Genomic DNA, 22,523 nt, shown 5'->3' with positions numbered 1-22,523 from the left:
CAGCGGGCATGGCACGCGTCGCGATCGAGTACTGCACCCAATGCCGCTGGCTGCTGCGGGCGAGCTGGATGGCGCAGGAATTGCTCAGCACCTTCGCCACCGACTTGGACGAAGTCGCGCTGCTGCCTGGTTCGGGCGGGGTCTTCCGGATCACCGTGGACGGCGAACAGATCTGGGAGCGCAAGGCCGACGGCGGATTTCCCGACATCACGGTGCTGAAGCAGCGGGTGCGCGACCGGGTCGCACCCGAGCGCGACCTCGGTCATGCCGACCGGCGCGAGTGAGACCGCGCCGGGAACTCAGCCGCAGCAGCCGCCACCGCAGCAGCCGCCGCCCGCAGGGGGCGCCGCCGGGGTTGGTGCGGGCGCGCTCGCACCGCCTCGGGAGACGGTGGCGAAGGTGGTCAGCAACTTGACCGTGTCGTCGTGGCCGATCGGGCAGGTCGCCGGCGCGGCCGACTCCGCCATCGGACGGGTCACCTCGAACGTGTCACCGCAGCTGCGGCACCGATAGCTGTAACTCGGCATCCGCTCAGTTTAGGGCCTGTGCCGCCGGTGTGTTCGGATCGGCCTGCGCCAAATGCTTCGCAGCCGCGGGCCGCGTCCGTAGCGTGGCTGGGCAGCGCGGCGATGAAGAGGTGACGGCGATGGCGGACGGCAGCGCGGGAGCGGTACTTCGAGCGTTGCTCGAGCTGGGTCCGGCTCCGCGCAGTTCGATCGCCAGACACGCGGGAATCTCACCCGCCACGGTGACGTGGCAGACTCGCGCGCTGCTGGAGGCGGGGTTGATCGTCGAGCTGCCCGAGACCGCCGGCGCGTCCGGGATCGGCCGACCGCATAGCCCGCTGGCGCTCGACACCGCCGACAACGTGGCCATAGCGGTGCACATCGCGGCCACCCACACCACCGTCGCGGTGGTGGACATCGGCGGCACGCTCCGGCAAACCACGAAGGTGCCGCACCGCACGCACGCCCCGTACGACATCCTGGCCACCGCCGCCGCCGAGGTGTGCCGGGTCCGCGACGAGTCCGACGGCCTGCGGATCGTGGGTCTGGGCGTGGCTACCGGCGGCCGGGTCGACCGAACGGCGGGGTCGGTGGTGGACCATTCCTTCCTGCGCTGGCGTGACGTCCCGGTGCGGGAGTATCTCGCCGCGCGCACCGGATTGCCGACCCAGCTCGACAGTCACACCAGAGCGCTGATGCACGCCGAGCAGCTGTTCGGCCGCATGGGCGCGACGGCGAGCTCGGTGGTGCTGTTCGTCGGCAACGTGATCGATGTGGCCATCGCGGTGCACGGGCAGGTGCACTACGGGCCGCGGTCTGGAGCCGGATCGATCGAGTCGCTGCTCGGCCTGGGCGCGGGAAAGAGCGCGGGCCCGCAGGGGGGTTCCTCGCTCGACGACTACTACTCCGATCATGCACTGCTCGAGCGCTGCGGCGTGGCGTCGACCATGCCCGAATTGGTGGCGGTGGCGGCCGAAGGCGCGCCCGTGCGCGGGCTGTTCCTGGAGCGCGCCCGCGTGCTCGGCCGGGTCGTCGCGGCGCTGATCGATCTGCTCGATCCCGAATCGGTGGTAGTGGTCGACCGCGGCCGTCGCGTCGGCGGCGTGTGGGAGGCGTATCTCGCGGCAGTACGCGAACATTCGCTGTTGTGTACCGACCCGGCCGAACTGGTGGTCGGTTCGTCGTTCGAGGGGCGAGTCCTGGAGATGTCCGCGGGGGCGGTGGTGCTGCACAGCCTGTTCCACACTCCGCTGCGCGCGCTGGAGGCTGCTGTTTGACTCCGACTTATTTTAAGTAGAACGAATATTGACGTGCGGCACGGTTATTCGGGAAAGTTCTTTCATGAAAGAAATGCACCGAGCCATTGCCGGGACCGGATCGCAACTGCGGTGTTGTCCGGGAGCGAGATATTCCCGAGAACACCGGATTCGACCCAGGAAATCACCGTGCGCAATTCTCTCCGGCGATTAGCACTCGTCACCTCCGCCACCGCTCTGCTCGCCGTCTCGTGCGCCACCGATGAGGGCGGCGACACCGATCTGAAATCCGCGCTGCCGACCACCGTTCCGGCAGGCACCTCGTTGTCGGTGGCGGTCAACACCACCCGCGTCGCGCTGGAAACCTCCGGTGAGATCGGCAAGCTGCCGTTCACCGTGTCCGCCTGGCCCGCCGTCTCCGCGGGCCCCGACGTCATCCAAGCCTTCCGTGGCGGTTCGGTGGATATCGCGACGAACGCGGGCATCCCGCCCATCCACGCCCACGCGACCGGTCTCGACGCCAAGATCGTCGGCGTCAAAGTCCGTGACATCCCGAACTATCAGCTGGCCACCGCACCCGGCGTGACCGTCAACTCGATCCAGGAATTGCGCGGCAAGAAGATCGGCTTCTCGCCTGGTCAGGCCCAGGGCGTGGTGGTGCTGCGCACCCTGCGCGCCGCGGGCATCGGCCTGAACGAAGTGCAGCTGGTGGAACTCAACAGCCCGCAGTTCCTTACCGCGTTGCAGGGCAAGCAGATCGACGTCGCCCCGCTGGGGGAGCCGACGCTGACCAAATACCTGGACAAATACCGCGGGCAAGGCGCCACGGCGGTGGCCACGCCCGCGGTGGACGCGCTGACCGTGCTGTGGGCGCCGACCGCGGTCCTGCGCGACTCGGCCAAACTCGCGGCCGTCCGGCAATTCGTCGAGTTCTGGGCGCGCGGCGATGTCTGGGCCTGGGAGCACCAGGAACAATGGATCTCCTCTTACTACGTGAAAGACCAGGAAGTCTCCGCGGCGGACGGCCGGCGAATTCTGGATACGACACCGCGCCCCTATTTCCCGGACAATTGGGACAAAGCGATCGCATGGGAGCAGGACACCGTCGACTTGCTCACCGGTTCGGGCTATTTCGGCAAGCGGTTCGACGCGAACGAACTTTTCGACCGCCGCTTCGAACGAGTCGCCGCCGAGGCGGTGACCGCGAACTACCGCACCCAGGACACCCGGTGAACCGCTCGAGCGCCCGCACAACACAGGAGTCGCCATGACCATCGCACTGACTCGCACCGTAGCGGCGCCGCCGTCACGGACCGACGGATTCGTCGAACGCAGGCAATTGCGCAGGCTCGGGCTACGCAAGTCCGTTCCGTTCGCCCGGATGCTCGGCGTGCTGGTAGTTCTCGGCCTCTGGGCGGCAGGCGCGCACTTCGGCTGGCTCGACGAACGCAAGCTGTCGGCGCCGTGGACCGTGCTGGAAACGGGCTGGGACCTGCTCGTCAACGGTTCCCTGGCGGCGAACGTATCCGCCTCGCTGCAGCGCGCGGGCATCGGCCTCGGCATCGGCGTGCTGGTCGGCACGACGCTCGCCCTGATCGCGGGCCTGTCCCGATTCGGTGAGTCGCTGGTGGACGGCCCGATCCAAGTGAAGCGGGCGATCCCAAGCCTCGGCCTGATTCCGCTGATGATCCTCTGGCTCGGCATCGGCGAATCGTTCAAGATCGTGCTGATCACCCTCGGCGTGGTGATCACCATGTATATCCAGACGCACGCCTCGCTCACCACCATCGATCAGCGGCTGGTGGAACTGTCGGAGGTGCAGCGGGTTTCGCGGGCCACGTTCATCAGGAAGGTCGTGGTACCCGGTTCGCTGCCCGGCTTCTTCCTCGGCCTGCGACTCTCGGTGACCGGCGCGTGGCTGGCGCTGATCGTCGTCGAATCCGTCAACGCCATCGACGGGTTGGGGAAGATGATGCAGAACGCCCAGAACTACGGCCAGGCCGACGTGATCCTGGTGGGCCTCGCGGTCTACGGCACGTTCGGACTGTTGTCCGACGGTGTCATCCGGCTGGTCGAGCGGAAGGTGCTGTCGTGGCGACGGACGATCGCGGGGTAGGCGTACAGGTCCGCGGACTGACCCGCGGTTTCGGTGAACGCAAGGTGCTGGACGGCATCACGCTGACGATCCCGGCCGGGCAGTTCGTCGCCCTGCTCGGCCGCAGCGGGTCGGGCAAGAGCACGCTGCTGCGCGCGCTGGCCGGACTCGACTACGACGTCGCCGGGTCGGGCACGCTGCGGGTGCCCGCCAAGACGTCGGTGGTGTTCCAGGACTCCCGCCTGCTGCCATGGCAACGGGTTCTGGCCAACGTGCTCTACGGCCAGCCGCGCTCGCGCAAGGCCGCGGCGGTGCGGGTACTCACCGAGGTCGGTCTCGCCGGACGCGAACGGGCGTGGCCCAACCAGCTCTCCGGCGGCGAGCAGCAACGGGTTTCGCTGGCCCGCTCCCTGGTGGGCGAGCCGGACCTGCTGCTGGCCGATGAACCCTTCGGCGCGCTGGACGCGCTGACCAGGATCAAGATGCACGAGCTGCTGCGGCAACTGATCCGGCGCCGCCGCCCGACCGTGCTGCTGGTCACCCACGACGTGGACGAGGCGATCGCGCTCGCCGACCGGGTGCTCGTGCTCGACGAGGGGCGCATCACGGTCGACCTGCCGGTGGACCTGCCCGCCGAGCGCGACCCGAGTCTGCCCGAATTCCAGCGCGTCCGTCGCGCATTGCTCGCTTCGCTGGGCGTCGCCCCGGCCGCTGTCTGAAAGGACCCGACCATGTCCGGTAAACAACTGCACCTCAACGCCTTCCTGATGTCGGTGGGACACCACGAGGCGGCCTGGCGGCTGCCGGAAAGCGATCCGTACGCGCACACCGACATCAACTACTACGTCGAGCTGGCCCGCACCGCCGAGCGCGGCAAGCTGGACTCGATCTTCTTCGCCGACAGCCCGGTGCTGATGGGCGATCCCGGCCGCAGGCCGAGCGGCAAGCTGGAGCCGACCGTGATCCTCACCGCGGTGGCCGTGCAGACCAGCCGGATCGGCCTGATCGCCACCGCGTCCACCAGCTACAACGATCCCTACAACCTGGCACGCCGGTTCTCCTCGGTGGACTGGGTGAGCAACGGCCGGGTCGGCTGGAACATCGTCACCACCGCGGGCGCCGACGCCGCGCGCAACTTCGGTCTGGACGACACCCCGGACCACCAGCTGCGTTACGAGAAAGCCGCCGAGTTCGTCGACGTGGCCACCAAGCTGTGGGACAGCTGGGACGACGACGCGATCGTCGCGGACAAGGGCCTCGGCATCCACACCGACGCGAGCAAGGTTCGCAAGATCGGCCACCACGGCGAGTTCTTCAAGGTCGACGGTCCGTTGAACGTGCCGCGCTCGCCGCAGGGCTACCCGGTGCTGGTGCAGGCCGGCTCCTCGGAGGACGGCAAGAACTTCGCCGCCCGCTACGCGGAAGCGGTGTTCACCGCGCAGCAGACGCTCGAGGACGGCAAGGCGTTCTACACCGATCTCAAGCAGCGCGCGGTCGCGCTGGGCCGTGACCCGGAGACGATCAAGATCCTGCCCGGCATCGTCCCCGTCATCGGCGACACCGAGGAACAGGCACGCGAACTCGACGCCGAACTCGAGCGCCTGATCTCGCCGGAGTACGCGCGCCGCCAGCTGGCCGCGCACTTCAAACTCCCGATCGAGCAACTCGACCTGGACAGCGAACTGCCGGAGGATCTGCCCACCGAGGACGAGATCCAGGGCGCCAAGAGCCGGTTCACGCTCATCGTGAACCTCGCCCGGCGCGAACGACTCACGCTGCGTCAGCTGATCGGGCGGCTCGGCGGCGGCCGCGGGCACCGCACCTTCGCGGGCACGCCCGAACAGGTGGCCGACACCATCGAGCACTGGTTCCGGGAGGGCGCCGCCGACGGGTTCAACATCATGCCTGCCGTGCTGCCCTCGGGACTGGAGCGCTTCGTCGACCAGGTGGTGCCGATCCTGCAGCAGCGCGGACTGTTCCGCACCGAGTACACCGAGACCACCCTGCGTGGACACTACGGCCTGGACCGGCCGGCCAACCAGTACGACACCGCGGATGCGCTCGTGGTCGCCCGATGAGCTCGGTTCAACCGGATCCGTCCCAGCCGGGATGGATCCGGTACCTGACGCGCCGCTGTCTCGAGCACCGCCGCCTGGTCGTGGCCGCGGGCGCCGGTGCGCTCGCGGCGGCGCTGCTGACGGCGGTGCTGCCCCTCATCGTGCGGCACGTGGTGGACACGCTCACCACCACCGCGGCGTCGGTGGCGCCGTGGGCGGCGCTGCTGCTGGTCGTCGGCGCGGCGCGATTCGGGTCGTCGTTCACGCGCCGGGTGGCGTCGTCCCAGCTGTCGCTGGGTGTGCAGCACGATCTGCGCCGGGACCTGTTCGCCGCGCTGCTGCGGCTGGACGGCCGCGAGCAGGCGGACCTGCGGACCGGTCAGGTGGTCAGCCGGGCGATCACCGACGTCACGCTGATCCAGATGTTCGTGCAGCTCATTCCCATGGTGGCGGGCAATGTGGTGCTGCTCGCCGGTGCGCTGACCCTGATGACCCTGATGTCGCCCGCCCTGACCGTGATCGCGCTGCTCGTGGTTCCCGCCTTGTGGATCATCACCCGGCGCAGCCAGCGCAAACTCTTCCCGGCCAACTGGGACGCGCAGGCCCGCGCCGCCGAGGTGGCGATGCGGGTGGAGGCCGCGGTCGCCGGGGTGCGAGTGGTGAAGGGGTTCGGCCAGGAACGGCACGAGCTCGACGGATTGGCCGCCAAGGCACGGGAGCTGTACCGTTCCCGGCTGCGCGTCGCGCGCATCACCAGCCGGTTCACCCCGGCGATGCAGGCCGTGCCCGCGGCGGGACAGGCGCTGATCCTGATCGCGGGCGGCCTGCTGGCGCTGTCGCAGTCCATCACGCTGGGCACCTTCTTGGCGTTCATGACCTATCTCGGCTCGTTCGTCAGCCCGATCCGGCAGTTCGCCATGCTGCTGACGGTCAGCCAGCAGGGCAAGGCGTCGCTGGACCGGGTGCGCGAGGTGATCGAGGCGCCGACGCCGGTGGAACGTCCCCAGGTCGAGACGGTGCGCGGCAGTACGCCCCCGCGCGTCGAGTTCCGCGGCGTCGGTCTCGGTTTCGACCGCACCCGGGTGCTCGACGGGCTGGAACTGACCGTAGAGCCGGGCGAGACCATGGCGATCGCGGGCGGTGCGGGCAGCGGCAAATCGACATTGGTGCAATTGCTTCCGCGGCTGGTCGACCCGGACGCCGGGGCCGTCCTGTTCGACGGCGTCGACATCCGCTACCTGTCCGACGCCCGCGACCAAGTGGCGATGGTGTTCGAGGACACCCACCTGATGGCCGACAGCATCCGGGCCAACGTGGCCTATGGACGCCCGGCGGCCACGGACGAAGAGGTCTGGCACGCCTTGTATCTCGCCGCGGCCGACGGGTTCGTGCGGACACTGCCCGAGGGACTGGATACCAGGATCGGCGAGCGCGGGCAGCGGCTGTCCGGCGGACAGCGGCAGCGCATCGCGCTGGCCCGCGCGCTGCTCACCGACGCGCCCATCCTGGTTCTCGACGACGCCACCTCGGCCATCGACGCGCAGGTCGAGGAACAGATCTACGCCAGGATCGCGGCCGAGGTGCGCGGGCGTACCACCATCGTCGTCGCGCATCGCCTGTCCACCCTGGCGCTCGCCGACCGGGTGGCCGTGCTCGACGACGGACGGGTGGCGGAACTGGGCACGCTGCGCGATCTGCAACACTCCGGCGAGTTGTTCCGCGCGCTGTTCACCCCGCCGGAGGTCACGGGCATCGGCGTGGACGCCGGGCTCGCACGGCCCGAGGCGCCGACCTCCCCGCTGTGGGTCGAGCCCGCCGGGGACGATGATGACGGCGCACGCACCCTGGAGCAGGTGGCGAAGGCGTTCTCCCAGCGTGCCGCCGGTGCTCCTGCCGGAGCGGGCCGGGCGGCGGGGCCGGGGATGCTCGCCGCCGCGCCGCCCAGCGGTGACGTGCAGGAGCTGATCGACCGCCTTCCCGCGCTGACCGGTGAACCGGAGGTCTCCGAAACCTTCTCGCACACACCGGATCCGGAGTTCTCGCTGCCGCGGCTGCTGCGGCCGTTCGCGGCGCCGTTGCTGGCCGGGCTCGGTCTGGTGGGGCTCGACGCCCTGGCGCAGGTGCTGATTCCCTTCCTGGTGCGTTACGGCATCGACCACGGCGTCCTGGCCGGCGCGCGCGACGTGCTGCTGGTCGCGGCGGCGCTCGCGCTGCTCGTGGTCGCGGTGGACTGGGCGATCAGCGTCGCGCAGGTGCGGGTCACCGGTCGCGCGGGCGAACGGCTGCTGTACGGCCTGCGAGTGAAGACCTTCGCGCAGTTGCAACGGCTCGGCTTGCAGTACTACGAGCGCGAACTCGGCGGCCGGATCATGACCAGGATGACCACCGACGTCGACGGGCTCTCCGCGTTCCTGCAAACCGGCCTGGCCACCGCGCTCACCAGCACGGTGACCATCGCGGGCGTGGTGATCGCACTGCTGGTCATCGACGCGCGGCTGGCGCTGGTGGTACTCGCGCTGCTCCCGCTGCTGGTGATCTCGACGGCGGCGTTCCGGCGCGCGTCGGTGCCCGCCTACAACCTCGCACGCGAGCGGGTCAGCATCGTCAACGCCTACCTGCAGGAGAACGTCGACAACATCAAGGTCACCCAGGCCTACCGGCGCGAGGAGCGCAACCGGGCCGAGTTCGAGCGGCGGTCCTGGGACTATCGCGACGCGCGCCTGCGCAGCCAGATACTGATGGCCGTGTTCTTCCCGTTCATCGAGTTCATGTCCGTGGTGGCCACGGCTGCGGTGCTCGCGGTGGGCGTGCACCAGGTGCGCGAGGCCGTGCTCACCGCGGGCACGCTCATCGCCTTCCTGCTCTACGTGGATCTGCTGTTCGCGCCGATCCAGCAGCTGTCCCAGGTCTTCGACAGCTACCAGCAGGCCGTGGTCGGCGTCGATCGGCTCGGCGAACTGCTGCGCACGCCGGTCGCCACCCCGGACGCCGCCGACGCGCGTCCGGTGACCCGCCTGAACGGTGCGATCGAGTTGCGCGGAGTCGGATTCACCTACGAGACCCGCGCCGAGCCGGTGCTCTCCGGCATCGATCTGCGCATCGAGCCGGGGCAGAAGGTGGCGCTGGTCGGCGAGACGGGCGCGGGCAAGTCGACGCTGGTGAAGCTGCTGGCCAGGTTCTACGACCCGACCGAGGGCGCGGTGCTGGTCGACGGCGTCGACGTGCGCGACTATCGCTTGCGCGAGTATCGCAAGCGGCTCGGCGTGGTCCCGCAGGAACCGTTCCTGTTCGGCGACACCGTGCGCGCGGCAATCTCGTACGGCAAGCCGGAGGCCACGCCCGCCGACATCGAGTGGGCGGCGCGGGCAGTCGGCGCGCACGAGATGATCGCCGCGCTGGAGCACGGGTACTACCAGCCCACCGGCGACCACGGACGCAGCATGTCGGCGGGCCAGCGCCAGCTGCTCGCGCTCGCGCGGGCCCAGCTCGTCGAGCCGGACATCCTGATCCTGGACGAGGCCACCGCCTCGCTGGATCTGGCGACCGAGGCCAGGGTGCGGGCCGCGGTGGACGTGCTCACCGCCGGGCGCACGACCATCGTGGTCGCGCACCGGCTCGCCACCGCCGCGGACGCGGATCTCATCGCGGTGGTGGGCGAGGGGCGGCTGTTGCAGACCGGCCCGCACGCGCAACTGCTCGGCGAGGACGGGCCGTATCGCCGCTTGTGGGCCGCGTACGTCGGCGACGACACGGCGTCGGTCGGTGACCGGGAATCGGAGGCCGCGACCTGATCCCGCGCCACCGTGACAGCAGGAGCATTCTCCTGGCTATCCCCAGGTGGCGGTGGGTGCCTGCGCTCGCGTGACCGATTCGACACCGCGGCGCCGGCCAGGGGCCTGAACAGCGGATGAATGGGAGTCGACGCGGCAATGTCACGGCATCGCGACGCTCTCGTACTGATCTTCGACGTACTCTCGAAAAAGAAGTATGAGGAGGTCTGCGATGCGCGCTCAGTTCTCCGAGGCGGTGCCCGGTCCCGACGGTTCGGCCGAGCCCATCGCGCGAACGGCCTACGGCGACGTGCGTGGTGTGCGCGAAGGGCCGGTGTCGGTCTGGCGCAGCATCCCCTACGCGGCGGCTCCCACCGGTCCGGCCAGATTCGCTCCGCCACGGGCCCCGCAGCCTTGGGACGGGGTGCGCGACTGCACCGCTTTCGGGCAGATCGCGCCGCAGACGATGGGCACCATGGTCCCCGTCGACTCCGGCCTGGCCATGGGCGAGGACTGTCTGTGGCTCAACGTCTGGTCACCGCGGCCGGAGACGGGCGATCCCACCCGTGGCCCGGACACCGAGCCGCGCCCGGTGCTGGTCTGGCTGCACGGCGGCGCATACTGCCTGGGCACCGCCGCGCAGCAGATCTACGACGGGCGCAAGCTGGCCGCGGCCGGTGACGTCGTGGTCGTCGGGGTCAACTATCGGCTCGGTGCGCTCGGCTTCCTCGACCTGTCCTCGCTCGGCGACGACTTCGCGCCGAACCTCGGCCTGCGCGACCAGATCGCCGCACTGGAGTGGGTGCGCGACAACATCGCCGCGTTCGGCGGCGATCCCGGCAACGTCACGCTCTTCGGCGAGTCCTCCGGCGCGGGTTGCGTCACCGCGCTGCTGACCGCCCCCCGCGCCGCCGGGCTGTTCCACCGGGCGATCGCGCAGAGCCCGCCCGCTACGACGGTGTTCGGGCAGGAACGGGCCGCGACGGTGGCGCAGCGGTTCCTCGAGCTGATCGAGCTGCCCGCGACCAGGGCCGAAGAGCTGCTGGACTGCCCGATCGAGCGGATCGTGGCGGCGGCGGGGGTCCTGCTCGACGAGATACCGCTGAAGGAGCCGGGCCGACTTGCGGCCGCGCCCGTGGTCGACGGCGATCTGCTGCCGACTTACCCGATCGACCGGTTCCAGCGCGGACAGTCGCACCGGGTGCCGTTGATCATCGGCACCAACAAGGACGAGGCGTCGCTGTTCCGGCTGCTGCGCTCGCCGATCATGCCGGTGACGCCGGACGCGGTGAACGCGATGCTGCGCGACGTCGCGGCGAGCCACCCGGAGATGTCCGCGGAGCGCATCGCCGAGATCACCTCGGCCTACCCGGACCTGAACAAGGCGCGCGGGGCGCTGGCGATGTCCACCGACGCGGCGTTCCGGATGCCGGCGCACTGGGTGGCCGACGGTCACGCCGAGCACTCGCCCACCTGGATGTACCGCTTCGACTACGCGACCCCGATGCTGAGGGCCGCCCGCGTCGGCGCCGGTCACGCCACCGAATTGCCTTACGTCTTCGGCAATTTCGGGACACTGAACCTAGATCCGACCTTCTGGCTCGGCGGCCGCAAAGCGGCCATGGAGGTCTCCGGGCGCGTGATGCGCCGCTGGCTGGCCTTCGCCGCGCACGGCGTCCCCGCCGCGCTCGACGGCTCCAAACACTGGCGGCCGTATCGCCTGGGCGACCGCGCCACACTGCTCATCGACGGCGTCGATCGCGTGGTCGACGACCCCGACCGCGACCTGCACACCGCCTGGGGACAGCAAGCCGTCGGGTTCTCCTAGCAGAGGTTCTTCGCGCAGCACGCGAATTCGGGTCGTCCGCGCCGTCGGCAGGCGCCGGAAGTGGCGGCAACACCAGCCCGATCGCGCCGCCGCCGGATGCCAGGTCGATCGGGCACCCGGCGAGCGTGAGCGCCTCAGACGTCGGTGGAGAAGCGGATGCCGCCGTCGGGAATCTCCACGCCGGGCCAGACGCGAGCGCCGCGCAGCAGTTCGCAGCGGGCGCCGATGTTCGCGCCGTCTCCGATGACGCCGTCGCGGACCAGCGCGCGGGGGCCGATGCGCGCCCCGAAGCCGATGATGGTGCGCTCCACCGTCGCGCCCGCCTCGATCACCGCGCCGTCGAAGACGACCGCGCCGTCCAGGCGCGCGCCCGCGCCGATCTCGGCGCCGCGGCCGACGACCGTGCCGCCGATGAGCACCGCACCCGGAGCGACACCCGCGCCGGGATGCACCAGCGATTCACCGCGCTGCCCCGGCAGGGCGGGGGAGGGTGCGATGCCGCGCACCAGATCGGCGGAGCCACGCACGAAGTCCTCGGGCGTGCCCATGTCGCGCCAGTAGGAAGCGTCGACGTACCCCTGGACGCGGGCGCCCTCGGTCAACAGCGCAGGGAACACCTCGCGCTCCACCGACACCGGACGCCCCGCCGGGATCTTCTCGATGTACTCCCGGCGGAAGACGTAGCACCCGGCGTTGATCTGATCGGTCGGCGGATCCTGGGTCTTCTCCAGGAACGCGGTGACCCGGCCGTCCTCGTCGGTGGGCACGCAACCGAACGCGCGCGGGTCGCTGACCCGGACCAGGTGCAGCGTCACGTCGGCGCGAGTCGACTCATGGGTGTCGAGCACCGCGCCGAGGTCGGTTCCGCCGAGCACGTCGCCGTTGAACACCATCACGTTGTCCGCGCGCAGCTTGGGCAGCACGTTGCGGATCGCGCCGCCGGTGCCGAGCGGCTCGGTCTCGGTGACGTACTCGATCTCCAAGCCCAGCTCGGAGCCGTCGCCGAAGTGTTCCTCGAACACTTCGGCCTTGAACGACGTGCCCAGCACCACGTGCGTGATCCCGGCCTCGGCGATACGGGCGAGCAGATGGGTCAGGAACGGGAGCCCGGCCGTCGGCAGCATCGGCTTGGGCGCCGAAAGGGTCAGCGGCCGCAGCCGCGTGCCCTGCCCGCCGACCAGGATCACCGCGTCGGTGCCTGTATTTCCTGCCATCAAGCTCCCCTGTTCACAAGGTCGTTTCTCGCCGCCGTCGCCGGTTACCCGGCGTCGCGCGCCTGCTGGCGCAGGGCAGATCGAACCGCAATCCGCGAGCGGACCGCAAGTCCGGCCCGCAGCGCCAACCGCAGCGGAGCCTGCCACCAGTGCGGATGCCGGTCGGCCTGGAACCGGTAGGCGCTGGCATGGTGGGCGGGCAGCATCACTTCGGGATGGCGGCCCGCTGCGTGACCTTTGGCATGGGTTACCTCGGCGTCCGGCACGAAAACGTTGTGCCAACCCGCCTTGCCCATCCGGTCGCCGAAGTCGACGTCCTCCATGTACATGAAGTAGCGCGAGTCGAAACCGTCGATCGAGTCGAACGCCGCGCGCCGCACCAGCAGGCACGACCCCGACAGCCAGCCGACGGCTCGCTCGGAGATCTCCTCGTTCTCCTGCCGGTACCTGCGGGTCCACGGGTTGGACTTCCACACCGTGCCCAGGATCGCGTGTCCGGCGCCGTCGAGCAGGCCGGGCACCCGGCGGGCCGACGGGTACACGCTGCCGTCCGGCTCCAGCACCAGCGGACCGAGCGCGCCCGCGCGCGGCCAGCGCTTGGCGGCGGCGAGCAGTTTGTCGATGGAATCGGTGCCCCAGCGGATATCCGGGTTGGCGATCACGACGAATTCGATCGCCGGATCGATCTCCGCGACCGCCCGGTTGATCGCGCCGCCGTAACCGATGTTGCCGCCGGTGCGCAGCAGCCGCACGTGCGAATTGGCCTCGGCGACCAGCTCCGGCACACCGTCGACCGACCCGTTGTCGGCGAGGATCACCTGAGGTTTCTCGGCGGTGGCCCCGGCTAGAGTGCTGATGAAGTGCTCTAGGTGCTCACCCGGCGAGTAGGTCACCGTGACGACGGCCAGGCCCGCGGGCGCGGCGGATTCGGAATCACTCACGACAGCCAACCTTAACGGGCGCAACCGCAAGCCGTCCGTCGATGGCTCGCGCTCGTCCGCTGCCGAGGTGGAGGATGCCGGAGAGGCGAGCGCGCATCGTGTGTCGAGCCGGAGGCCTGCCCGGCCGGCGCAGCGGGACATCCGCGGGGCGATCCCCTGCGCGTGGCCGGAATGAAAGCGCAGACCCCTGACGGGCGCTGCGGGAGACGATCTGCGCATGACCGGGGTGCGAGAGTACGCCCGACGGGCGCAGCCGGACATCGTCGGTCGACAGCCTGCGCGTGGTCGGAGTGACAGCGGAGGTAGGCCCAACGCGCGCAGCTCGACCCGTCCGTCGATGGCTCGGCATGCCGCGAAGGCGGGGTACGCCTGGCGGACGGAGCCAGGTGTCGTCCATCAGGCCGCATGACCGGAATGAAGGCGGAGGTACGCCTCAATCGGCCTGCCGCGCCAGCGCGTCTCCCAACGCGGTCCGCCAATCCCGCAGCGGCGTGAGCCCGGCGTCGTTCCAGGCCCGCGGCGAGAGCACCGAAAACGCCGGGCGGCGTGCGGGTCTGGGGAAGGCGGAGGAGTCGCACGGACGGACGCGCCCCGGATCGGCGCCGACACCGGCGAACACCGCTCGGGCGAGCTCGAATCGGCTGGCCCGCCCGGCGTTGGTGGCGTGCAGCACCCGCGGCGCGTCCGGCCTGCCCGCCAATTCCAGCAGCGCGACGGCCAGGTCGGCGGCGTAGGTGGGCGAGCCGACCTCGTCGTCGACGACGTCGACCGTGTCGCGTTCGCGCTCCAGCCGCAGCATCGTGGCGACGAAATCGCCGCCGCGCCCGGTGTATACCCACGCGGTGCGCACCACGTGCGCGTCCGGGCAGCGGCTCAGCACCGCCTGTTCCCCGGCGAGCTTGGACGCCCCGTAGACCGACGTCGGTCCGGTCACATCGGCTGTGTCGTACGGCCGATCCTGGGTACCTGGGAAGACGTAATCGGTGGACAGATGGATCAGCCGGGCACCGAGGTCGGCGCAGACGTCGGCGAGCACGGCCGGTCCGGTGGCGTTGCCCGCGTACGCCGCCTCGGTTTCGGTTTCGGCCAGGTCGACGGCGGTGTAGGCGGCGCAGTTCAGCACCACGTCGCCGGGCGTGAGCACCGCGCGCACGGCGGCGGGGTCGGTGATGTCGAGTTCGGGGCGCCCGTAGCCGCTGGCGGCCGGAGCGAGACGACGCAGTTCCCGGCCCACCTGCCCGTGCGCGCCCATGACGACGAGGCGAGCGGACGCGGTGGAGTCGGGCGCGGTGGGGTCGGTCACGGGCGCAAGTCTGGCACGCCGCCACGTCCTCGGTTGCGGCCGTTCGCGCCCGCCGTTCGATAGCCTTGTGCTATCGGGGGATCCCGAAACCGGGCGGGGCGAGCGGTAACCATGGTGGCGGATCGGTTGCGCACGCGTCGCCAGGACACCGAGTTTCGGCGAGAGGATGCGGACTTGTCGCAGCGGAGGGGCACATCGGCGGCGTCGCGGGCGACCGGGCCCGGCGACCGGGCCTTCGGGCCGCTGCGCTCGCTCGCTGTGGCCGCCGCCGTGATCGTGCTGGTGCTCACCGGTTTCGCCTGGCACAGCGTCGACGGTCTTGTGGCCGACATCGAGCGTCTCGGCGATCTGGGCCTCGGCGGCGGTCGCGACGGCGCGGTGGACATCCTGCTGGTCGGTGTGGACAGTCGTACCGACGCGCACGGCAACCCGCTGTCGGACGCCGAGCGCGCGATGCTGCACGCGGGCGACGAGGTCGGCACCAACACCGACACCATCGTGCTGCTGCGCGTGCCGAACGACGGACGCTCGGCCACCGCGATCTCGATCCCGCGCGATTCCTACGTCAGCATTCCCGGCCTCGGCATGGGCAAGATCAATTCCGCCTACGGCGCGACCAAGGCGGCACAGTTCCAGAAGCTCCTCGACCAGGGCGTCTCGAACGCCGACGCGGAGCGGCAGTCCACCCAGGCGGGCAGGCAGGCGCTGATCAAGACGGTGGCCGGGCTCACCGGTATCACCGTCGATCACTACGCCGAGGTGAGCCTGCTCGGCTTCGCGCTGCTCACCGATGCCGTCGGCGGCGTCGAGGTATGTCTGCGGAACCCGGTCGACGAGTGGATGTCCGGCGCCAAGTTCCCCGCCGGACGCCAGCGCCTGGACGGGCCGCGAGCGTTGAGTTTCGTGCGCCAACGCCACGATCTGCCGCGCGGCGACATCGACCGCATCGTGCGCCAGCAGGTGTTCATGGCACAGCTGGTGCAGCAATTGCTCAGCGCGAAGATGCTCGGCAACCCGGCCAAGCTCCAGCAACTCAGCGACGCGGTGGGCCGGACGATCGTGCTCGACGAGGACTGGGACGTGCTGGCGTTCCTGCAGCGGTTGAAGGATCTGTCCGGCGGGCAGGTGAAATTCGAGACCATTCCGGTCGCCGACCTCAACGGCGAAACCGGCAACGGTGAATCCGTGGTCAAAGTCGAGCCCAAGGCGGTCAAGTCCTACGTCGCCTCGCTGGTCGGCGGCGACCCGGCCCCGCGCAACGCCGAGCCGGGGTTCGATCCGGCGACCGTGACGGTCAGCGTCTACAACGCGGGCGGCATCGGCGGACTCGCGGCCGAGGTCGCGCAGGCCTTGAGCGCCAAGGGCTTCCGTCAAGGCACGGTGTCCAACTACAGCGGCGGCCACGTCACCGGCAGCCGCGTGCTCGCGGCGGACACCTCCAGTCCGAAGGCGCAGGCGGTCGCCAAGGCGCTCGGCGGGCTGACGGTGCTCGCCGATCCGGCTCTGTCCCCGGATTCGGTGAGTGTCGTGCTGGCGAGCGACTATTCTGGTCCGGGCTCGTCGGCGAGCCGGATGTTCGACCTGTCCGGAACGTCGACCGCGGCCACACCAGTCCCGCCCGCTCCACCGATCGACGCAGGCCAGAACGGACCGAAATGCGTGAACTGAACCATGCGTGACATCGACCAGGCACATACTCTCACCGAAGCGGTGCTCGATCCCATCCTCGCCCGCGAACCCGCGGGCCCGCGCGTCACCTACTACGACGACGCCACCGGCGCGCGCATCGAGCTGTCCGGCGCGACGCTGGCGAATTGGGCGGCCAAGACCGCCAACTTGATTCGCGACGAGTTCGGCCTGAGCCCGGGCGCGCGGGTCGCCGTCCTGCTCCCCGCGCACTGGCAGACCGCCGCGGTGCTGCTGGGCTGCTGGTGGGCGGGCACCGAGGTGGTGTTGCATCCGGACCGGGACGCCGATCTGGCCCTGGTCACCCCGGACCGCCTGGACGACGCCGACGGAGCGGGCGAGGTCGCGGCCCTGTCGCTGGACGCCATGGGCTCGCCGGTGCGCGACCTGCCGGTGGGCGTCACCGACTTCGCCACCTCGGTGCGCGTGCACGGCGACCAGTTCCTGCCCCGCGGCGCCGGCGTCGCGCTGGACGGCATGCCGGTCGCCGAGGTGCTCGCCGAGGCGCGGAAATCGGCGATGCGCCAGGGCTTCGCCGAAGGCGACCGAGTGCTGTCGAGCACGCCGTGGGACACCCCGGCCGAACTGATCGACGGATATCTCGCGGTGCTGGCCGCGGGCGCTTCGCTGGTGCAGGTGGTCAACCCGGATCCGGCGCTGCGTGAGCGGCGCGTCGCCTCGGAGCGGGTGACCGCGCAGCGCGGCTGAGCGGCTCCTACCACGGTATAAGCGCCGAATCCGACCTGAGGACGTTCCACAAGCGGGCCGGGTTCCGTACGGTGGACTCATCGGCGACGACGACGGGGTTGGACTTATGAAGCCACATTATTGGTTCCGCTGGTTGTCCGTGCAGGGCGCGCCTCGTCTCGTTCTGCGCCTGCAGGCGCGTCGCGGTGACCCGTTCGCCGAACTGATGGGCGGACCGGCCGGTTTCGACGACCCCTATCCGCTGATCGAACGTCTGCGCGGCGAGACGAGGCTGATGCGCACCTCGATCGCGTGGGCGACCTTCGACCACGAGCTGTGCCGCTCCATCCTGCGCGACAGCCGCTTCGGGGTGCGCACCACGGAGAGCTTCAACATTCCCAAGCCGCTGCAGAAGCTCGCCGAACGCTTCCCTTTGCCGCCGAATCCGGTGGAGCCGCCGTCGATGCTGGTCATCGATCCGCCGGAGCACACAGCCATGCGCAAACCGGTGGCCTCGGCCTTCACCCCGCGCGCGATCCGCAGGCTGCGCGACCGCGTCGAGACGGTCACCGAGGAACTGCTGGACGATCTGCCCGCGCACGGTTCGGCGGACTTGATCCGCTCGTTCGCCGCCCAGGTGCCGATCGCGATCATCTCGGAGATGCTCGGTTTTCCGGACGAGGACAAGGCGCTGTTCCTGGACTGGGGCGATCAGATGACGCCCCTGCTGGACGTCGGCATCCCCTGGCACGCGCACCGGAAAGCGATGCGGGCCATGGAGGTGATGAACGACTACCTCGACCAGCACATCGAACGGTTGCGTCGCGCGCCGGGCGAGGACATCCTCAGCAGCCTGGTCGCCGCGGGCGAACTGGACTCCTACGCGCTCAAGGCCACCGCGAGCCTGCTCATGGGCGCCGGTTTCGAGACGACGGTCAACCTGATCGGCAACGGTGTCGCGCAGTTGCTGGCCCATCCGGATCAGCTGGAGCGGCTGCGCGAGGCGCCGGAGCTGTGGCCGAACGCCGTCGAGGAGATCCTGCGCTTCGACTCCCCGGTGCAGACCACCGCGCGGACCGCGCTGACCGATGTCGAGATCGACGGCGTCCGGGTGCGCGAGGGCAACACAGTGGTGCTGTCGCTGGCGGGCGCCAACCGCGATCCCGCGGTCTTCGCCGATCCAGGACGTTTCGACGTCGGGCGCGACAACGCCAAGGACCACCTGTCGTTCAGCAGCGGCGTGCACGTCTGCCTGGGCGCGAGTTTGGCCAGGATGGAAGGCGTCTACGCCCTGCAAGCCCTGTTCGAGCGGTTCCCCGACCTGCGGCTGGACGGTCCGCTGCGGCGGCGCGCGCTGTTCACCCTGCACGGGTACGAGCGCATGCCGGTGCACCTCGGCCAGCGCGCGCAGGCCCCGGAGCCGGTCTGATCAGCCCGTGGTCTTCCAGACGTAGCGGGTCTTCGGGCGCCCGGCCCGGCCGTAGTCGGAGCGGCGGACGACCAACCCGTCGTCGGCCAGCTTCTCCAGATAACGCCATGCGGTGATGCGCGAGACGCCGATCGCGGTCGCGGTGTCCGCGGCCGTCACACCCTCGGCCTCGGCCGCGCGCACGGTGCGGGAGATCTCGTCGAGGGTCTGCGGCGCGACGCCCTTGGGAGTCGTCGCGCGCTGGTCGGTGGTGCGCAGGGCGCTCAACGCCCGGTCGATGTCGTGCTGGGAGATGGCGCTCTCCCCGGCAGGGAGCGCGGTGCGGAACTCGCGATAGCGGTCCAGTTTGTCGCGAAATGCGGCGAAGGTGAACGGCTTCAGCAGATACAGCACGACGCCGTGCGACACCGCGGTGCGCACCATGGCCAGGTCCCGCGCGGACGTGATGGCGATGACGTCCGGGCGCGGCGCCAGGCCGGTCAGTGCGGCGGCGACGTCGAGGCCGCTGGCGTCCGGAAGACCGATGTCCATCAACACCAAATCGATCGGCGTGCCCTCGGCCGCGGCGTCGGCCGCCGCTCGCATCGCCTCGCGTCCGGTGTGGGCGATGCCGACGGGTGTGAATCCGGCGATGCGCTCCACGTAGGCGCGGTGTGCCTCGGCGATCAGCGGCTCGTCCTCGACGATCAGCACGCGGATCATCGTGCCTCCTTTCGTGGGATCGTCACGGTGACCGCGCTTTCGGGATCCCGTTCGGTATGGATGCTTCCCCCGTGACGGGCCACCAGCCGGTGGACCAGCGCGAGACCGAGCCCGTGGTGGTCGGCTTTGGTCGAATAACCGCGCTGGGACGCGCGGGCGAACGTCTCCGCCGACATGCCGGGGCCGCTGTCGGCGACCCGGATGTAGAGCGTGGACTCGTCCGGGGCGTCCGCCCATTGGTGGCGCAGCGTGACCTCCACCCAGCCGGAGGTGCTGTCCGCCGCCGCATCGATCGCGTTGTCGACGAGATTGCCCACCAGCGTGACGGTTTCGTGCGGGGACAGCGGGTCCACCGAGTCGAGCGCGGTGTCGTCGGTGATCGTCAGCTCGATGCCGCGCTCGGCGGCCTGGTTCACCTTGCCGAGCAGCAGAGCGGCCAGGGCAGGCGCGCCCACCGCGGCGAACAACCGATCGATCAGCGACTGGGACAGCTCCAGTTCAGCCGTGGCGAACTCGACGGCCTCGCGGTGGCGACCCAGTTCGACCATGGTGACCACAGTGTGCAACCGGTTGGCCGACTCGTGCGCCTGCGCCTGCAACGACGCCGCGAAGCTGCGCACGGAATCGAGTTCGCCCATCACCGCCTGCAACTCGGTGTGGTCGCGGATGGTCATCACCGTGCCGATCGCCCGGCCTTCCCACTCCACGGTGTCCTGGTTGACCAGCAGGATCCGGTCGGTGGTGACGTGCATCTCGTCGCGGACGGTGCCCCAGCTCATCCGTTGCAGCGACAGCGGGAGGTCGCTGCGCCGCACGTCACCCGCGGGCAGGTCGAGCAGGCGGCGCGCCTCGTCGTTGACCACCTCGGCATCCTCGCCGGACGCGCCGAACACCACCAGGCCCTCGTGCACCGAATGCAGGACGGCGTCGTGGTGCTCGTACATCGCGCGCAACTCGTCCGGCGCCAGGCCGTGGGTCTGCCTGCGCAGCCTGCGGCTCAGCAGGAACGATCCGCCCGCGGCCAGCGCCAGCCCGGCCGCGGCGACGCCGAGGATCAGCGGGAACTGAGTAGCGACCTGGTCGCCGATCTTCGCGCGGGTCACGCCCGCGGAGACCAGAGCGACGATCCGCCCGTGGTCCTGGACCGGAGTCACCGCCCGGATGGAGGGGCCGAGCGTGCCGGTGAAGGTCTCGGTGAACGTCTCGCCCGCCAGCGCGCGATCGATGGTGCCGCTGAACGGCAGTCCGATCATCGCGGGGTTGGTGTGCGTGTAGCGGGTCCGATCCAGCGCCATGACCACGATGAAATCCATGCCGGTCTCGCGCCGGATCTCCTCGGTCACCGGCTGCAACAACGCCGTCGGATCCGCGCTGTGCAGCGCGTCGATGGTCGAGGGTGCATCGGCCACGCTCACCGCGACGTCGGTGACCTCCCTGGTGGTGGTGACGTCGCTGTCGTGCCTGGCGTCCAGGACCGCGAGCACCACGCCGATCCCGATCATCACCGCCAACACGACCAACTGGAAGACGAACGCCTGCCCGGCGAGGGAGAGCCGACCGCGTCTCACAAGCTCTGCCTCCGCTGAACGTAATGCACCAAACAGTGACCGGGATCACCCGGCCGACCATCATTCTGCCTGGAAGGCGTGAGCCACTTCGCGTCGGTACCTTTCGAAGGGAAATCCTCGCTATGAGCGACACGACTCGAACGCGGCGCGACCGCACCCATTGGCTCTATCTGTCCGTCATCGTGGCGGTGGTCGCGGGCGTCCTCGTCGGCTGGCTGGCGCCGGGCGCCGCGCAGTCGTTCGCCCCGCTGGGAACCATTTTCGTCAATCTCATCAAGATGATGATCGGTCCCGTCATCTTCTGCACCATCGTCCTCGGGATCGGCTCGGTGCGCGCGGCGGCCACCGTCGGCAAGGTGGGCGGACTGGCCATCGGCTACTTCCTGGTCATGTCGACCATCGCGCTCGGCATCGGTCTGGTCGTCGGCAACCTGCTGCAACCCGGCGCGGGACTGAACATCGCCACTTCGGCCAAAGCCGGTCACAACCTCGCCGATACCGCGCACAGCGCGGGTGGTACCTGGGAATTCGTCCAGAACATCGTGCCGTCCACGCTGCTGTCCTCGCTCACCACCGGCAACGTGCTGCAGGCGCTGTTCGTCGCGCTGCTGGTCGGATTCGCGGTGCAGGCCATGGGCACGACGGGCGAGCCGATCCTGCGCGGCGTGGCGCTGCTGCAGAAACTCGTGTTCCGCATCCTGGTGATGATCCTGTGGCTGGCGCCGATCGGCGCGTTCGGCGCGATCGCCAACGTGGTCGGCAAGACCGGCTTGGACGCCGTGGCGAAGCTGGGCACGCTGATGCTCGCGTTCTACCTCACCTGCGTGGTCTTCGTCTTCGGCGTGCTCGGTCTGCTGCTGTGGAGCGTGTCGCGGGTGTCGATCTTCAAGCTGGTCCGCTACCTCGCGCGGGAGTACCTGCTGATCGTCGCGACCTCGTCGTCGGAATCGGCGCTGCCACGGCTGATCGCGAAGATGGACCACATGGGCGTCGAGCGCACCACCGTGGGCGTCGTTGTGCCCACCGGCTATTCGTTCAACCTGGACGGCACCGCCATCTACCTGACCATGGCATCGCTGTTCATCGCCGAGGCGATGGGCAAGCCGCTGTCCATCGGCGAGCAACTCGGGCTGCTGGTCTTCATGATCATCGCGTCCAAGGGCGCGGCGGGTGTCACCGGCGCGGGACTGGCCACGCTGGCGGGCGGATTGCAGAGTCATCGGCCCGAGTTGCTCGACGGTGTCGGCTTGATCGTCGGCATCGACCGCTTCATGTCCGAGGCGCGGGCGCTGACCAACTTCTCCGGCAACGCGGTCGCCACGGTGCTGATCGGCACCTGGACCAAGACCGTCGACGTGGACCGGGTGCGCGAAGTGCTCGATCGCAAGTTGCCGTTCGACGAGCGGACCATGGTCGACGACGACCACGGGACGCCCGCGCAGGCGCAGGAATCCGAGACCAAGGATCTGGTCCAGGCATAG

Annotated in this window: 18 protein-coding genes; 12 read left to right on the top strand and 6 right to left on the bottom strand. The window is 69.8% G+C overall.

Features of this window, described 5'->3' with window-relative positions; all coding sequences use genetic code 11:
• Nucleotides 1-8 precede the first annotated feature (8 nt).
• The gene (locus tag ACIHAX_RS28010) at nt 9-284 is read left to right on the top strand and encodes a SelT/SelW/SelH family protein (RefSeq protein WP_355077196.1); all 276 of its coding nucleotides are present in this window, start codon (nt 9-11) and stop codon (nt 282-284) included.
• A 15-nt stretch (nt 285-299) separates the two neighbouring features.
• Here ACIHAX_RS28010 and ACIHAX_RS28005 read toward each other — a convergent pair whose 3' ends face one another.
• Nucleotides 300-527 (bottom strand): zinc ribbon domain-containing protein, encoded by a 228-nt coding sequence (locus ACIHAX_RS28005; RefSeq protein ID WP_355077194.1) that lies wholly within the window; start codon nt 525-527, stop codon nt 300-302.
• Nucleotides 528-646: 119 nt separating this feature from the next.
• On the opposite strand from ACIHAX_RS28005, the gene ACIHAX_RS28000 reads away from it, so the two are divergent.
• From ACIHAX_RS28000 to ACIHAX_RS27970, 7 genes are all read left to right on the top strand, one after another.
• On the top strand, nt 647-1,783 hold the full coding sequence (locus ACIHAX_RS28000; RefSeq protein WP_364432543.1) for an ROK family transcriptional regulator: 1,137 nt from the start codon (nt 647-649) through the stop codon (nt 1,781-1,783).
• 168 nt (nt 1,784-1,951) lie between these two features.
• Nucleotides 1,952-2,995 (top strand): ABC transporter substrate-binding protein, encoded by a 1,044-nt coding sequence (locus ACIHAX_RS27995; RefSeq protein ID WP_364432540.1) that lies wholly within the window; start codon nt 1,952-1,954, stop codon nt 2,993-2,995.
• 34 nt (nt 2,996-3,029) lie between these two features.
• The gene (locus ACIHAX_RS27990) at nt 3,030-3,878 is read left to right on the top strand and encodes an ABC transporter permease (protein WP_355077189.1); all 849 of its coding nucleotides are present in this window, start codon (nt 3,030-3,032) and stop codon (nt 3,876-3,878) included.
• Nucleotides 3,854-4,576, top strand: a complete 723-nt coding sequence (locus tag ACIHAX_RS27985; RefSeq protein ID WP_397280421.1) for an ABC transporter ATP-binding protein — start codon at nt 3,854-3,856, stop codon at nt 4,574-4,576. The genes ACIHAX_RS27990 and ACIHAX_RS27985 overlap by 25 nt, the downstream gene beginning before the upstream one ends.
• Before the next feature lie 12 nt (nt 4,577-4,588).
• Nucleotides 4,589-5,935 (top strand): LLM class flavin-dependent oxidoreductase, encoded by a 1,347-nt coding sequence (locus ACIHAX_RS27980; RefSeq protein WP_355077185.1) that lies wholly within the window; start codon nt 4,589-4,591, stop codon nt 5,933-5,935.
• Nucleotides 5,932-9,705: an ABC transporter ATP-binding protein gene (locus ACIHAX_RS27975; protein ID WP_397280419.1), complete on the top strand. Its 3,774-nt coding sequence runs from the start codon at nt 5,932-5,934 to the stop codon at nt 9,703-9,705. Before ACIHAX_RS27980 ends, ACIHAX_RS27975 begins: the two co-directional genes overlap by 4 nt.
• 211 nt (nt 9,706-9,916) lie before the next feature.
• The gene (locus ACIHAX_RS27970) at nt 9,917-11,512 is read left to right on the top strand and encodes a carboxylesterase/lipase family protein (RefSeq protein WP_364432528.1); all 1,596 of its coding nucleotides are present in this window, start codon (nt 9,917-9,919) and stop codon (nt 11,510-11,512) included.
• 134 nt (nt 11,513-11,646) lie between these two features.
• On the opposite strand, the gene ACIHAX_RS27965 is transcribed toward ACIHAX_RS27970, so the two are convergent.
• The 3 genes from ACIHAX_RS27965 to rfbD form a co-directional block, all read right to left on the bottom strand.
• The gene (locus ACIHAX_RS27965) at nt 11,647-12,726 is read right to left on the bottom strand and encodes an NDP-sugar synthase (protein WP_356967317.1); all 1,080 of its coding nucleotides are present in this window, start codon (nt 12,724-12,726) and stop codon (nt 11,647-11,649) included.
• Nucleotides 12,727-12,770: 44 nt separating this feature from the next.
• Complete coding sequence (locus tag ACIHAX_RS27960; protein WP_355077177.1) at nt 12,771-13,667, bottom strand: glycosyltransferase family 2 protein; 897 nt, start codon at nt 13,665-13,667, stop codon at nt 12,771-12,773.
• A 433-nt stretch (nt 13,668-14,100) separates the two neighbouring features.
• Nucleotides 14,101-14,919 carry a dTDP-4-dehydrorhamnose reductase gene (gene rfbD, locus ACIHAX_RS27955; RefSeq protein ID WP_364432706.1) on the bottom strand — a complete coding sequence of 273 codons (819 nt, stop codon included), beginning with the start codon at nt 14,917-14,919 and terminating at the stop codon, nt 14,101-14,103.
• Nucleotides 14,920-15,081: 162 nt separating this feature from the next.
• On the opposite strand from rfbD, the gene ACIHAX_RS27950 reads away from it, so the two are divergent.
• From ACIHAX_RS27950 to ACIHAX_RS27940, 3 genes are all read left to right on the top strand, one after another.
• Nucleotides 15,082-16,638 carry an LCP family protein gene (locus ACIHAX_RS27950; RefSeq protein ID WP_397280416.1) on the top strand — a complete coding sequence of 519 codons (1,557 nt, stop codon included), beginning with the start codon at nt 15,082-15,084 and terminating at the stop codon, nt 16,636-16,638.
• Nucleotides 16,639-16,641: 3 nt separating this feature from the next.
• Nucleotides 16,642-17,364 (top strand): TIGR03089 family protein, encoded by a 723-nt coding sequence (locus tag ACIHAX_RS27945; protein WP_356967321.1) that lies wholly within the window; start codon nt 16,642-16,644, stop codon nt 17,362-17,364.
• Nucleotides 17,365-17,470: 106 nt separating this feature from the next.
• The gene (locus tag ACIHAX_RS27940) at nt 17,471-18,772 is read left to right on the top strand and encodes a cytochrome P450 (protein ID WP_397280414.1); all 1,302 of its coding nucleotides are present in this window, start codon (nt 17,471-17,473) and stop codon (nt 18,770-18,772) included.
• On the opposite strand, the gene ACIHAX_RS27935 is transcribed toward ACIHAX_RS27940, so the two are convergent.
• Both ACIHAX_RS27935 and ACIHAX_RS27930 read right to left on the bottom strand, forming a co-directional pair.
• Complete coding sequence (locus tag ACIHAX_RS27935) at nt 18,773-19,474, bottom strand: response regulator (RefSeq protein ID WP_397280412.1); 702 nt, start codon at nt 19,472-19,474, stop codon at nt 18,773-18,775.
• Nucleotides 19,471-21,042 (bottom strand): ATP-binding protein, encoded by a 1,572-nt coding sequence (locus tag ACIHAX_RS27930; protein ID WP_355077170.1) that lies wholly within the window; start codon nt 21,040-21,042, stop codon nt 19,471-19,473. The genes ACIHAX_RS27935 and ACIHAX_RS27930 overlap by 4 nt, the downstream gene beginning before the upstream one ends.
• 122 nt (nt 21,043-21,164) lie before the next feature.
• Between ACIHAX_RS27930 and ACIHAX_RS27925 the strand changes: the two genes are divergently transcribed.
• Nucleotides 21,165-22,523 carry a cation:dicarboxylate symporter family transporter gene (locus tag ACIHAX_RS27925; protein WP_397280410.1) on the top strand — a complete coding sequence of 453 codons (1,359 nt, stop codon included), beginning with the start codon at nt 21,165-21,167 and terminating at the stop codon, nt 22,521-22,523.

Origin of the sequence: Nocardia sp. NPDC051929, assembly GCF_044548645.1 — a bacterium.
Classification (GTDB): domain Bacteria; phylum Actinomycetota; class Actinomycetes; order Mycobacteriales; family Mycobacteriaceae; genus Nocardia; species Nocardia sichangensis.
This window is presented reverse-complemented; position numbering and strand designations above follow the sequence as displayed.

Excerpts from the sequence above, each read along its gene's own strand:
- ACIHAX_RS27935 (WP_397280412.1), bottom strand. The coding sequence starts at position 19,474 with ATGATCCGCGTGCTGATCGTCGAGGACGAGCCGCTGATCGCCGAGGCA.
- ACIHAX_RS28010 (WP_355077196.1), top strand. The coding sequence starts at position 9 with ATGGCACGCGTCGCGATCGAGTACTGCACCCAATGCCGCTGGCTGCTG.
- ACIHAX_RS27945 (WP_356967321.1), top strand. The coding sequence starts at position 16,642 with ATGCGTGACATCGACCAGGCACATACTCTCACCGAAGCGGTGCTCGAT.
- ACIHAX_RS27975 (WP_397280419.1), top strand. The coding sequence starts at position 5,932 with ATGAGCTCGGTTCAACCGGATCCGTCCCAGCCGGGATGGATCCGGTAC.
- ACIHAX_RS27925 (WP_397280410.1), top strand. The coding sequence starts at position 21,165 with ATGAGCGACACGACTCGAACGCGGCGCGACCGCACCCATTGGCTCTAT.
- ACIHAX_RS28000 (WP_364432543.1), top strand. The coding sequence starts at position 647 with ATGGCGGACGGCAGCGCGGGAGCGGTACTTCGAGCGTTGCTCGAGCTG.
- rfbD (WP_364432706.1), bottom strand. The coding sequence starts at position 14,919 with ATGGGCGCGCACGGGCAGGTGGGCCGGGAACTGCGTCGTCTCGCTCCG.
- ACIHAX_RS28005 (WP_355077194.1), bottom strand. The coding sequence starts at position 527 with ATGCCGAGTTACAGCTATCGGTGCCGCAGCTGCGGTGACACGTTCGAG.
- ACIHAX_RS27965 (WP_356967317.1), bottom strand. The coding sequence starts at position 12,726 with ATGGCAGGAAATACAGGCACCGACGCGGTGATCCTGGTCGGCGGGCAG.
- ACIHAX_RS27950 (WP_397280416.1), top strand. The coding sequence starts at position 15,082 with ATGGTGGCGGATCGGTTGCGCACGCGTCGCCAGGACACCGAGTTTCGG.
- ACIHAX_RS27990 (WP_355077189.1), top strand. The coding sequence starts at position 3,030 with ATGACCATCGCACTGACTCGCACCGTAGCGGCGCCGCCGTCACGGACC.
- ACIHAX_RS27980 (WP_355077185.1), top strand. The coding sequence starts at position 4,589 with ATGTCCGGTAAACAACTGCACCTCAACGCCTTCCTGATGTCGGTGGGA.
- ACIHAX_RS27970 (WP_364432528.1), top strand. The coding sequence starts at position 9,917 with ATGCGCGCTCAGTTCTCCGAGGCGGTGCCCGGTCCCGACGGTTCGGCC.
- ACIHAX_RS27940 (WP_397280414.1), top strand. The coding sequence starts at position 17,471 with ATGAAGCCACATTATTGGTTCCGCTGGTTGTCCGTGCAGGGCGCGCCT.